The organism is Leptospira noguchii serovar Panama str. CZ214, from assembly GCF_000306255.2.
Taxonomy (GTDB): Bacteria; Spirochaetota; Leptospiria; order Leptospirales; family Leptospiraceae; genus Leptospira; species Leptospira noguchii.
In genome coordinates, this window is sequence record NZ_AKWY02000001.1 from 185,338 (window position 1) to 198,310 (window position 12,973).

Sequence of the window (12,973 nt, forward strand, 5' to 3'; positions counted from 1 at the left end):
TTTTTCTCCTAAGATTTGTTATTTTAAATGTTATCTTTTTAGAGTTTGGGGGTTTTATGAAACGTTATTTGAGTATTGTGATTCTCTGTACGTTTGCAATGTTCTCGCTCGTTTGTAGCACGAACAAGTCATCCGGCAGTGATCAGGTAAAAACTGAGTCTAACGCTGCCAGCGCGAGAATCGTTTGGCTTCTTGGAGACGTAAAAATTCTTTCCGATTCTGGAGAAAAAAAAGCAGAGTTAGGCGCTTCTCTTTCTTCTACGGACCGCGTTATTACAGGACCGAACGGCGGGGCTGAAATTATGGTTGCAGACAGTGGAATTATTAAGATGTCTAAAAATTCCGATATAGAAATTTCCAGCCTTATGAATCCAAACGGTTCCGATACAAATGTTCAAGTGAACTACGGAAAAATTGTAACGATGGTAAAAAAAGGTCAGAAGACTACCGAGTTTACCGTTTCTACTCCGACTGCACTTGCAGGTGTTAGGGGAACTTCTTTTTTAACTTCTGTGGAAAGTCCAGAAGGATCTAAGATCAATTGTGCTAAAGCCAATTGTACCGTTCGTTTTGCAGTGATTGAAGGAACGATCGCAGTTTCTAAAAAGGGAGAATCTTCTGAAGTGATCCTAAGTAAAAACCGCGAACTTAGAATCGAAAAAAATCAAAAGCTCACCGATAAACTAATTCGTTCTCTCCAAAACGATTCTCTTTCCGAAATGAAAGAACTCATCGTTCTTCATAAAAACGAAACTTTCGAATACGGAAAACTAGTAGAAGAACTTAAATCTTCCAGTGAAGAACTTAAAATTTTAAGTCAATCTGGTTCGGTGGAAGAAGTGAAAGCGGCGTTTCAAAAAAGAGAAGCGGATCGTAATAACGCGGATGAGATTACAAAAACCGCTAAGGCAGTAAACGAAACCAAATATGTACAACAAGATGTACAAAAGGAAAAACTGAAATTAAATCCAAAAGAAACATTTTAGGGTTTTTGATAAACCCTTGAACTGGATCAAGCCGGGGAAATTTCCTCGGTTTTTTTATTTTTAATCGAATCACCGAAAATTACGGATGATCGTTCTTTCAATCTTTTTATAATGGATTTCTCATTCAACCTGGTGGACAATATTGGAACTGTTATGAGATCAATTTTTAACCCGATACGATTCTTTACATTCTCCTTCTTTTTTTTATGGATTCTTATCGATTGTTCTTCTGTTCAAAAAATAGAAAACTTCAATTCCGTTTTACAAGAACCTACCTTTAAATCTCTCAAAGAAGAAGAGGCGATTTTAGGAGGAGGTTCTGATTCGGATTATAAAATTCGAAAAACGGGAAATACGATTCCAGTGTTCGTTCTGGCTCCGATTCAAACTCCGGAAGGAATGGATTCTAAGTTAGCCGCTTTCTTGAGCGATGAAGTGCGTTTGATTTGGGCAAAAGTAAAAGGAAAACAAGTTCGTATCCAAGAAATGTCTTGGAAAAATTCTTCTCAACTTTCTCAAGAACTCAAAAGGTTGAACGTAGACGCTGTAGTCAAAACCGATATTCGTGAAGTTTCCGGGAAATGGATCGTAAATCAAAAAATCACGGACCCTGTAAAAGAAATCGTTTATGGAAATGTGGACGGTTCGTTTCAACCTCCTAAAGCTGAAGATGAATTACAGGCTAACCAAACTTATTATTTAAAACATGGTTCCGGAGTTTTAGCTCTGGATGCAAAATCTTCTTTGGTTCCGATTTGGGAAAAATCTTTGAGTTCTGGAGAAATCGATTCGATTTTAAAAAAATCAATTCAAGGTTATCTTTCATTTAGCGCTTCTTCTGCGGACACGGAAGTTTTATTTCAAGGAGAAAAGATAGGAATTGCTTCTTTTAGAAATTATCCGTTGCCGGAAGGTTTACAACAAATTCAGATTACTCGTCCGGGACAAAAAGACATTAACAAATACTTACAAATTCGTTCAGGACAAACAATTTCCATTTATCAAGAATGGAAAGAAGATCGCACTTTAGGTGGTGTAAGAATATTAAGTTTTCCAGAAGCGCTTCAAGTTGCGTTAGACGGTTTGAAGATGGGAGAAACTCCTTTTTATAGAAGCAATCTTACACCGGGAGCGATGCAGTTAGAATTGGTTCGAGAAACTGAAAACGGACCTCTTGTTTATTACGAAGGACAATTGATCGTAAACGCAGATAAAATTACTGAGATCGCTTTACCTTATAAAACAGATAATTTGATTTCAGAGCCAGAGTTCTGGAAACTTTCTGGCGAAAAAGGATTTCAGGCTTTTTCCGGAAAAACATTAGATTTTCAGAATGTTTCTTCTTTGCCACCGGGATGGTATGGAGTTTTTTCCGCTCCGTTTGTGCCGGAAAATATGGAGCTGGAAGGAATTATTCCAATTACTGCAGAATCGGATTCTGGAATTGTTGCTATTTCTTTTCATACTTCAAAAAAGACGATCAGTTTAGAATATGAAAAAGAAAGACTCAGTGTATATTCTTTTCCTTCCAATGGAAATAACGTCGGGACTTATAAGTTCAGAAAAGAAGATAAAGAAGACGGACGTCCTTTTCGGATCGTAACAGATATAAAAGAAGGAACGATTCGATTGTATTTAGGATATTCTAAAGTTTTAGAAGATAAACTCGACGTTTCCGGTGTTTGGCGAATTTCTATTCTTACGAGAGGAGAAAATTTTTCAAAACGTTCTCCATTAAGAAATCTCAAGATCGAATATAAGGGATATAAATGAAAGGTTTGAATTCCATGAAAAATAAGATCATATCGATTAGTGTACTCGTTTTAATTTGCGGACAATTTACAATTCATTGTTTAAGTAAAGATTTTAGAAAATCTCAAACTCAGGACGCAATTTTGGAAAAGGATTCTGCGACCCGAGAAAAACTTAAAAGAGTATCAAGAATTTTGAATGAAGGAAATTCTTACTTTCAAAAAGGGAATTTTGAAAAGTCATTAGAAAAAGCGAATCTTGCAATCAATACCTATCCAACCGCGCCTGGTTATTATCTTGCCGGAGTTTCCGAATATAAACTCGGTAAAAATCAAGAGGCTTTAGTTTCCCTTAAAAAAGGAACCGATATTGATTCTGAGAATGAGCAGATTTTACTAACGTTAGGCATCATTTATACGGCTGAGGGTAAAAACGAGGACGCGATTGAAGTTTACGGTAAATTAGAATCTTTGCCGGTTAAAGACAGATATAATTATTCCTTCAAAAAGGCGGTGATCTTAAAAAATCTCGGAAAGTTTGAACAATCATATGTAACTCTCAAAAAAATTCCTGCAAAGGAATTTGCGTTTCCAGCTCAATTGAACATGCAACTTGGAGACGCTGCTGTGCAATTGAAAAAGTATGAGGAAGCGGAGGTTTATTTTGAAGAAGCAAGAAAGAATGATCCAGAATTATTATCTGCAAAAAAATCCGCTTCTGTAACCAGAGTTGCTTCTGCTTTGGAAAACGGAAACCAGGCGATGAGAAAAAAGAATTACAAAGAAGCAGCTTCTCATTTTCAAACCGCAATTCAAAACGATCCAAAAAACCCAACACCTTATATATTTTTAGGTAATGCCCGGATTTTATCGGGAGAATACGAAGCCGCTTTAAAAGCGTTCGAAAATTCTCTTGCACTTAAATCTGATTATCAAGAGGCAATTTCTGGAATTGCAGCAGTATATTATAAAACTGGAAACTACAGAAAGTCCGTATCTGTTTTGGAAAAGGCGACTTCTCAGTTTCCAAATAATGCGATTTATCAAAACCAAATGGGTTTGAATATGAAGGCGTTAGGCGAACCAGCAAAGGCTCTCGTCTACTTTACAAGAGCGAAAGAATTGGATCCGACGTTTATTGAACCGGTAACAAACTTAGTATTTTTGCTGATTTCAGAAAATCGTTATAAAACTGCGAGAAAAGAAGCTGAGTCTTTAAAATCTGAATCTGAAAAAAAACAAATCATGTCATTTATTGACGTTTCGGAACAGATTTATGAAGGAGATCGACATCTCAGAAAAGGAGATACAAAAGTAGCTAAGACCTTTTATGAAAAAGCTAAAAAGGCTTCTGCAGAAGAACCTTCCGTTTATAATGCGTTTGGAAGATTGTATTTCATTTCTGGAGAATTGAAAGCGTCCGAAGAAAATTTTAAAAAAGCGCTTTCCATTGATAAACAAAATATTCCGGCTCTTCAAGGATTGATCCGGCTTTATTCTTCTCAAAAAAATCAAACACTTACTAATCAATATACAAAAGAATTGGAAAATTTAACTGGAAACGATCCTTCTGCAGCGATTGTTTTAGGAAGAACTTACGAAGATAAAAAAGAATACGAAAAGGCTGAAAACGTTTATAAAAATCTTCAGAAAAAATTTCCAAATAATGAAGCAATTAACTTTCGTTTGGCGATGTTGTATTATAAAATTTCTCTCGAAGAAAATGAAAAGAGTAATCACGATTCCGCTTTAAATTGGGTTTCTAAAGCAGAGAAGTTATCCAAAGATATTCCTGAAATTGCGGAAACTAGAAAAACAATTCAGGAAAATCAAAAATTTGCGACCGTAATTCCAATCATCCAAAAAGCGAACAAACTTTTTGATACGCGTCAATACGAAAAAGCCATACCAATCTATCAGGAAGCTTTTCAGAAAACGGGAAAACTTACTTTATATATTAAGATTGCTGAATGTTATTTGGCTTTAGGAAGTGAAGAAAAAGGAATTTCTATGTTGGAAAATCCTCCTCCTGGAACGCGTAATCTTCAAACTAGAGAAGCGATCAACGCGTTTTTACTTAGAAAGGGGGAAATAGACAAAGCGGAAGTGGGGTTTAAAGAAATTCTCGCAAAAAAACCAGACTCGTATTACAGCCATTATCAGATGGGAATCATACATCTTCAAAGAAAAAAATATGAAGCTTCAATAGATGCTTTTGATAGGTCACTTTTACTCAATAATGATTTTGTGGCGGCAAGGATTGGTAAAGGAATTTCTTTATATCATTCTGGAAGTAAAAAGCTCGCGAAAGAAGAGTTTGAAGCTGCAACACAGCAGGATGCAGCAAACGAACTCGCTCCTTACAATATAGGGATTATACTTTTTAACGATAATCTTTATAATGAAGCCATCGGAATTTTTAAAGAGATCATTCAAAAGAATCCTGAATTTTCAGACGCTCATTATCAGATTTCTTATATCTACTACAAACGAGGAGATTTAGAACAAGCCGAAAAAGAAATCCGTAAAGCGCTCGATTTGGAAAGAAACGAAGGAAATCTTTTTGCTTTGATTCGTATTCTTTCCGAACAAAGAAATAAAATGGCAAATCCCACCATTAAAAAAGAAGTTTTGGATTTAGGAAGAGAACTGGCTGAAAAATTTCCATCATCACCTCACGCTGCTCAGGCGGAAAGATTAGTAATCGCCGATGAAGATAATCCGGTAATTCTTCAATCGTATCAAAGCCGAGGAAAGTTGATCGGCGTTCCTGTAATAATTAACAATTCCGTAATATTAAACTATGGAACCAGTGTGGAATCCTTAGATAAGGACCGGGGAGTTCGCCATTGGAGAATTCAAACTTCCACACCTTATAAATTTTTGTTGGCGGATAAACGTTTGATTGGAGTTTCCGAAAAAAAAATCGAAGTTATGGATTTAAAAACTGGAACCACATTAAGAGAAACGGCACTTCCTTCCGGCGAAGTTAAAAAAGTAAATCTTTCCGGCGAAAATGTTTTAGTTGAAATTGTCTCCGGAAAAAAATCTAAAATATATAGTTATTCGGATCAACTTGATTTGAACGGTTCAGTAGCTTTTGAAGGTTCTTTTTGGTCTGGCATCAAGTCAGGCGTTTTATTCTCGATTGCTCCGAAAGACGGAATTCAAGTGCAGATATATGATTCTTCTTTAAAGGACTTAAACGCCAAAAAAATTTCTCATAATGGAATCGGAGATCTAAGATATTTAGGATCTTATGAAACTGGAATTTTCTTTTTATCCGGAAAGAAGATCGTTTCGCTCGATAATGAAAAATTTACTTCAATTGATCTTCCGAGTGGTTTGGCTTCTCAGTTTGTGGTTCGTTCTACTTACCTTTGGTTTCATGCGGGAAAAACCGTCTATCGTATCGAGTCTGGCTCTCTTAAGTTGAATTCGTTTAACGTGGAAGCTTCAGACATCGAAGGAATTCTTCCGGGTAAAAAAGACGACGGAATTGTTCTTTTTAAATCCGGAAAAGCGATTCGATATAATATCGACGGTAAACCGATCTGGTCTTATTCCTTAAAGGACGAAGAAGGAAAAGTTTATTCTTTAGTTTATCGATGAAGGGAATCACTTCGTAAGTCTTTAGATTTTAAGATAAACCTTGTAAGAGTTTTTGATATTTTTTTTGTGGAATGTGTTGTCTATTTCATAATTTGTAATGTGATGTTAACAAGTAATAACATGTTTCGTCGAGGCGCCGGATTTGTAAGTATCCTTGGTAAATCTTCCTTTATCAGAAAATTATGATTTCCTGATAAAGGAAGATTTGTTTTATTTCTAAGTTGTTGATCTTTAAAAGAGTATTTTAAATTTTTATCCCAAATTTGATTTTAGAATTAAGAACTTAACCCAAAATTTGTCGAGCGACCATAGAAGGCATAACCTTACCCACAAGTTGAATAGGATTTTAGAATCAAAATTGAACTCAGCAAAACGCTTTCCTGAACTCAGCGCTCGCGCTCCCCATGGGTCGTTCGACAGGTCGCGTTAACTCAGCAAAACGCTTTTTACGAAAGCGTTTTAGGCTCAAAAACACACATTTTTCAAGTGTTCCGACAAGAATGAGTCTTTTTACTTGCAAAAAGTATGTTTTTCTGATAGAGAAAAGTCTTCCGAATTTCTCCACCTGAATTGCGACCCAAAACGTTGGAAACTCAACACAACGCTCTCTACGGATCGCGTTGGAAACTCAACACAACGCTCTCTACGGATCGCGTTGGAAACTCAACACAACGCTCTCTACGGATCGCGTTGGAAACTCAACACAACGCTCTCTACGGATCGCGTTGGAAACTCAACACAACGCTCTCTACGGATCGCGTTGGAAACTCAACACAACGCTCTCTACGGATCGCGTTGGAAACTCAACACAACGCTCTCTACGGATCGCGTTGTGGGGTGGGAACAAGTGTTACAGAGGATTTGTCGTAATTCCAACAGATTTAATATTGAGATTTAAATGTTTGTGGGTGCCCCCACGTCGAACTCACGTTCAATAAGAATTGATATAAAATTTAAAGAACTTTTCTCAAAACCTAAGAATTATAAAAATTTGATGATGGAGAATTACTGGAAAGCTTGCAAGCGTCTAGATCCTCAATTTATTAGAAATTTCTAAAGGAGTAATGGTGAGTTTTTGAGACATACTCAAAAATAAAGCACTTACTACTCGGACACATGAAAATGATACTAAGTTATTAACGGTCGAATTTTGGGAAAAAATAGAGTTATTTAAAAAATAACGCAAATGCGGGATTTGCGACATTTTAGAGCATGGCTAAAATATTCAAATTATTGAAATAATCTAATCTAAGTATTCTATTTATGCGTCTGAGTAGTAAAATCAAATCCCTGTATAAAGTTGGTTCTACGGTCATAACAAAAATTTAAAATCTATTATAGAGATTTTATAAAGTTACGATCAAGTGTAGTTAACGTTATTCTTTTTTAAATGTGATTTGCCAGTTCTTATTTTTGAACGAGAATTCGGTCTATATAATAAATTTTTTTTCCTTCTTCCCGTTTTTTTCTTTCAAAATGAGAGATTGGAATTTCGTTTCTTTCCGACTTAAGTTCTACTTTTTCCGGACTAAAAACTTCCGAATTCCTAAAAAGACGAATTACTTTCCTTGCATAAGGGCCGTAGTCTGTTGCAAAATAAAATTTGCCTTTTTCTGAAAGTAAAATTCTTAGAGATTCTAGAAATTTAGAATTCACAGTTCTTTTTTTATGATGCCTTTTTTTAGGCCAAGGATCCGGAAAGTTAAGTAAGATTTCGGAAAATAAATTTTCTTCAAATACTTCCTCTAAAAACCAATTGAAGTTAACACAGAGAATTTTCACGTTATCGAGGGAGTGTTTTTCGATTTTGCGTATCGTGTGACGAATTCGATCAAATTTCTTTTCCATCAATATAAAACCGGTGTTAGGTCTTTGAAGAGCCATTGAGATTGCCACTTCTCCCCAACCTGAACCTAACTCTAAAAAATATGTCTCGAACACTTTTGGGAATAAATTTTCTTTTTTCAGTTTCCTTATAGGGCTAGCTTGCAAAAAATAATCCGAAGCGAAGGGAACACCACTTGCAATCGACCAGAGTTTTTGTTCGAGATCTTGGGCCATGGTTTTCTCGTCAGGGAATTTTACACATTTTGTTTGTCTAATATAATACAGTGAAAATAAAATTATACGGCGTACGGGGTTCACTTCCCACACCACTGAGTGAATCTGAATATAGAGAAAAGATTCTTAAGATTTTGAAAGCGGCACATTCCGAAATCAAACGGAATAACAAAATCTTTTCAGAGGAAGAGTTTTTAAATTCCTTAGATCCATCTTTATCTCGAACCATAGGTGGAAATACAACCTGCGTTTTTATACAAGCTCAGTCTGGAGAACGTTATATTATAGATTGTGGATCGGGGATTCGACAATTAGGAAACGATTTGTTAGGAGATGGTCTTAAACCGGGAGATACGGTTCATATTTTGATCACACATACCCATTGGGATCATATACAAGGTTGGATGTTTTTTAAACCGGCTTATTTTCCTGGAGTAGATATTCATTTTTATTCTACCATTCCTAATCTTCAAGAAAGGTTTGAAAGACAGCAAAATGAGGAACATTTCCCTGTTTCTTTATCGAGTATGATGTCTAAAAAGACATTTCATCTTTTGGAAAAAAATAAAAGTATTGAAATCGGTTCCGTAAAGGTAACTCCTTTTCTTCTCAGACATCCAGGGAATTGTACTGGATTTCGATTTGAAGAACAAGGTAAGAGTTTCTTGTTTTGCACCGATGTAGAAGTTCAGGAACCTGATCTTGAAGAATTTTTCGAACTTAAAAAGGCTTTCGGAAATACTGATATGTTGATTATAGACGCTCAGTATAGTTCAGAAGAAGCCGAAAAAAAAGTGGGCTGGGGACACACTTCAGGTAGAGTTGCGGTACGTTGTGGAGAGATTTTAGAAGTTAAACGATTAGTACTGACCCATCACGAACCGGATCATAAAGATGAAGATATTTTTAAAATCTTTCATCAGGAATCGAAAGTTTCTTCTAAGATGGAAGTTGTTTTAGGACGAGAAAACGATTCGTTTTCTCTCTAAAAAATATTTCTTTTTGAAATCAATCTGTGTTTAAAATTCTTCTAAAAAGAATCGAAAAGTTTATTATTCTTTACTTTCTTGAAAATTTTCTTTTATTTCATCTGATTTGAGTTATTCTGGATGGCGCGATGAGAGCTGAAATAGTGCAACAAAAAAAAACTACAAATGATATGTTGGCGGATAAACGTTTTTATAAACGTTTCCGGAAGAATAATTTAGTAAAGATGGTTCTAGGTAAAAATGAGATATTGGGAAATCTCGAAGATATGAGTATGATCGGAGCTTCGATCAGTTCGAGAGAAGAAATTCTTTTAGGTGAACGTGTTAAGTTTATGTCTCCTATGCTTTCTATCGCAATCGAGGCGGATGTTATCCGAAAAGATTTAGTCGAAGAGAAGTATAAGTACGGACTTGTGTTTCACAATTTATCAGATGCCGCAGTCGCTGAGATTTTAAATAAGATTGTTTCTGCCGATTAAAATCCTTATTTATAATTTCCTATTTTTCTTTTTATCAAAGAAATTTTCCTAATTTTAGAAATATTTTATATACTGCTCTTAACTTGGAACTATATAAGCCGAAACTAATATTAGGATGAAAATTGGCGGGGAACATAGGGCTCAACTTGGAATACCAAGAGATGAGTCTCTGTATTATATAGGACATGGGCAGTTGGAAAGCGCCCCAGCTTCTACGTCGGTTTTACACGTAATCTCTCACGAACTTGGACACGTTGCCGAGTTCAAGTCGGAAGCAATTCGAGACAGAGCCGAAATTCGATCTTTAAATATGAAAATTCATTATGAGTTTCGAAATGGAAAACTCGTGGCGGTCGCAGGTGAGACCGAAGTAATCACTGCGAAAAAAACAGAAGAAACCTCTCACAAAAGTAACGAAATTTCTAAGCAAGATTCTTGGAAGGAAAAAGATTTTCCTAAAAAAGAAGAAACTTCTAAAACCAGATCCGAGGACAGGGAAAAACAAATTTTGTCCGAAATTCGTAGAATTGAGTCTGAACTTAAAATTTTCGAAACAAAAAAAAACGCGGAAGAAAAAAAAGAATTCGATTCTATCCGAAAAACGGAATTAGAAGAAAAAAAAAGAAAACTTGAAATGGTTCTCAGTCAAGAGAAGTTAAAAGCGGTTTTAAAAGATACGATGGATACTTTTAGGGAACTTATGGATAAACAAACTAGAATGAGTTTGAAAATATTCAATACGAACGTTTCTGATAAGCTTGGTAATTTTTTAGACGCCAAAGTTTAATCGAGTCAAGAAATTTCTTCAATTCTTTCCAGGGGATTTCCTACGGTTTCAATCAATGAATATACAATTTTTCTAAGTTCTGGTAAACCTTTGCCAGATTTATTGGAAACAAGAACGGTTTCAAGCATAGGATACAATTCGTGGATGTTCTTCATTTTTTTTCTAAGTTTAGAAAGATCACTTTGATTCAGTTTATCGATTTTTGTTCTTACTAAAACTGGTTTTATACTTCTTTCAAAACAGGTTCCGATCAATTCTAGTTCTTCTTCCGGTAATTCTCTCTGAGAATCGCAGACTAAAAATAAACATTTGAGGTCTTTCGCTAAATTCAAGTAATCCATCAGAAGACCCATCATTGCTTCGTGATCTTTATGAGAATTTGCGGAATAACCAAAGCCAGGTAAGTCTACAAGATAAATGGAATGGTTTACGAAAAAGAAATTGAGTAGTTTTGTTTTTCCAGGTGTGGAAGATACTTTTGCGAGAGATTTTCTTTCTAAAATTGCATTGAGTAAAGAAGACTTACCAGCGTTGGAACGACCTGCAAATGCTATCTGAGGTATTCCTTGAGAAGGAATTAGATTTGCTTTTCCGTAAGACGCTTTGAATTCAACGTCCTTAAAGAATGGTTCGTCCTTTTTTTGAGGATCCTCGTTCATATTCCGGGCTCCTGAAAGTCAGGTAAAATTTCAACTTCTCTGTCTGCTACGATGTCGCTTATTCTAGGGTCCCAAAGACTCAGACAGATCACATCAACTTTCCTTTCCCCGCGAAGTATGGGTAGCATTTTTCTAACCGGAACGGGAATCTCTTTTTGTCTTAGGATTTCAGAAATTTCTATACTCATTCCATTTTTACGAATTTTGGCTCCTGGAGGGCATAAATCCGGAATTAAATCCGGAGGGATTTTTTTTTGATTTCTATTCCATCTAAGAATCATCTCTTTCGGTTCGAATCTGAATTCTTTTAAACAAAGAGAATTTTTAGGAATCAGATAAAGATCGGAAGAAGTTGATTTCCAAAACCATGTTTCTTTATTTTCAAGACTGAACGAATTTTCCTTTTGTAAAAGATCCGTAAGATCTCTGAAAAAATTTCGCGTTGTTGGATATAAATTCAAAGAACGGAGATAACGATCTATAAAGAATTTTCTTTCTCTTTGAGAAAGGTCTTTCAAAACCCAAATATCGATTTTTAAAAAAGAAGGAGTTTTATGATGTGAGTTCTTTTTGGAAAAAATTCTAGGAACAGGTTTTTCTATCCGATGAAAGTTTTTATAAATTCGATCTGGATTGGCTCCTTCTCTTAATAATAAAGGTATAATGTAGTTTCGAATTCGATTTCTAAGATATTCGTCGCTATTGTTAGACTCGTCTTCAAAAATTTTCCAAACTTCGGACTGTAAAATCGTTTCTATTTCTTCTTTGGTAAATGCAAATAGTGGCCTAAAGCGGTTTTTTTCATACCATCCTAGGGTTCGTAATGAATTCCAGCCACCTCCTCGAATCAAGTTGAGAAGGATCGTTTCCAGATAATCACTCGAATGATGACCTGTGACGATATAACCTTCATATTGGTCTGAGATTTTTTTTAAATCCTTATACCGAAACGCTCTTCCAGTCTCTTCAAGCGTTTTCCCTAATTTTCTCGACAATGCAGGAATATTCTTTTTTTTGAATATTTTAGAAAAAGGAAATGTACTGTTTGTGTATTCGAAGATTTTTTTTTCTTGTTCCAAGTTGAATCGGATCGAATGGTCTAAATGATAAATACAAGGCGCGGGTATTTTTTTTTCTATCCACAGCCAGAAATAAAAATGCAACAAGATCGATGAATCTTTTCCGCCGGAATAGGAAAGGACTGCAGGACGAGACAGAATCATCTCATGAAAAGGAGTGATTCTTTCCCAGACCACATGGAAAATTTTTTGTGTGGATTCGGAGATTTTATCTCTCATCGTACTGACTTAACGGGTTTTTCAGATTGCCCAAGAGTCAATCGTTTCTATTGGTTTCCGGATTGATCCGTTTAAAGTAAATTTATAGAAACTCGATTTTACTATTTCGGCAAATCAGATCGAATGTCTAGTTTAACGTAAGTTCGTTGTAAGTACATTAGAAAACTTTCTAAAAGTAGTAGATCCCACATTCTATGTTTTAAGGAATGAATTTTTCTTTAAAAAAGTATTCTATTATGGATTCTTCTTTTATTTGTGATTTTGCCGTTATGTATCTTTTGAGAGTAAATTTCTGATTTTAGATTAAAATGTTACATAAGTCTGTGAATTTAGTAGAATTTAGATTTCTGA

The 12,973-nt window shown here is 35.4% G+C and carries 9 protein-coding genes; 6 read left to right on the forward strand and 3 right to left on the reverse strand.

Features of this window, described 5'->3' with window-relative positions; translation table 11 throughout:
• Nucleotides 1–56: 56 nt before the first annotated feature.
• The 3 genes from LEP1GSC059_RS00835 (at nucleotide 57) to LEP1GSC059_RS00845 (ending at nucleotide 6,349) form a co-directional block, all read left to right on the forward strand.
• Complete coding sequence (locus LEP1GSC059_RS00835) at nucleotides 57–986, forward strand: FecR family protein (RefSeq protein WP_002179192.1); 930 nt, start codon at nucleotides 57–59, stop codon at nucleotides 984–986.
• Nucleotides 987–1,139: 153 nt separating this feature from the next.
• Nucleotides 1,140–2,759 (forward strand): LIC10124 family lipoprotein, encoded by a 1,620-nt coding sequence (locus LEP1GSC059_RS00840; RefSeq protein ID WP_020980138.1) that lies wholly within the window; start codon nucleotides 1,140–1,142, stop codon nucleotides 2,757–2,759.
• Complete coding sequence (locus LEP1GSC059_RS00845; protein WP_020980128.1) at nucleotides 2,756–6,349, forward strand: tetratricopeptide repeat protein; 3,594 nt, start codon at nucleotides 2,756–2,758, stop codon at nucleotides 6,347–6,349. The genes LEP1GSC059_RS00840 and LEP1GSC059_RS00845 overlap by 4 nt, the downstream gene beginning before the upstream one ends.
• Nucleotides 6,350–7,756: 1,407 nt before the next feature.
• Here LEP1GSC059_RS00845 and trmB read toward each other — a convergent pair.
• Nucleotides 7,757–8,410 carry a tRNA (guanosine(46)-N7)-methyltransferase TrmB gene (trmB, locus tag LEP1GSC059_RS00855; RefSeq protein ID WP_020980121.1) on the reverse strand — a complete coding sequence of 218 codons (654 nt, stop codon included), beginning with the start codon at nucleotides 8,408–8,410 and terminating at the stop codon, nucleotides 7,757–7,759.
• A 50-nt stretch (nucleotides 8,411–8,460) separates the two neighbouring features.
• On the opposite strand from trmB, the gene LEP1GSC059_RS00860 reads away from it, so the two are divergent.
• The 3 genes from LEP1GSC059_RS00860 (at nucleotide 8,461) to LEP1GSC059_RS00870 (ending at nucleotide 10,665) form a co-directional block, all read left to right on the forward strand.
• Nucleotides 8,461–9,399: an MBL fold metallo-hydrolase gene (locus LEP1GSC059_RS00860; RefSeq protein ID WP_017215124.1), complete on the forward strand. Its 939-nt coding sequence runs from the start codon at nucleotides 8,461–8,463 to the stop codon at nucleotides 9,397–9,399.
• A gap of 128 nt (nucleotides 9,400–9,527) precedes the next feature.
• The gene (locus tag LEP1GSC059_RS00865) at nucleotides 9,528–9,878 is read left to right on the forward strand and encodes a PilZ domain-containing protein (RefSeq protein WP_002179483.1); all 351 of its coding nucleotides are present in this window, start codon (nucleotides 9,528–9,530) and stop codon (nucleotides 9,876–9,878) included.
• Nucleotides 9,879–9,993: 115 nt separating this feature from the next.
• Nucleotides 9,994–10,665, forward strand: coding sequence for a hypothetical protein (locus LEP1GSC059_RS00870; protein WP_002179297.1), 672 nt, complete (start codon nucleotides 9,994–9,996; stop codon nucleotides 10,663–10,665).
• Nucleotides 10,666–10,670: 5 nt separating this feature from the next.
• On the opposite strand, the gene yihA is transcribed toward LEP1GSC059_RS00870, so the two are convergent.
• Both yihA and tilS read right to left on the reverse strand, forming a co-directional pair.
• A complete protein-coding gene (gene yihA, locus LEP1GSC059_RS00875; RefSeq protein ID WP_020980078.1) occupies nucleotides 10,671–11,324 on the reverse strand; it encodes a ribosome biogenesis GTP-binding protein YihA/YsxC in 654 nt (217 codons plus the stop codon).
• Nucleotides 11,321–12,622 (reverse strand): tRNA lysidine(34) synthetase TilS, encoded by a 1,302-nt coding sequence (gene tilS, locus LEP1GSC059_RS00880; RefSeq protein WP_002179560.1) that lies wholly within the window; start codon nucleotides 12,620–12,622, stop codon nucleotides 11,321–11,323. Before tilS ends, yihA begins: the two co-directional genes overlap by 4 nt.
• Between the last annotated feature and the right edge of the window lie 351 nt (nucleotides 12,623–12,973).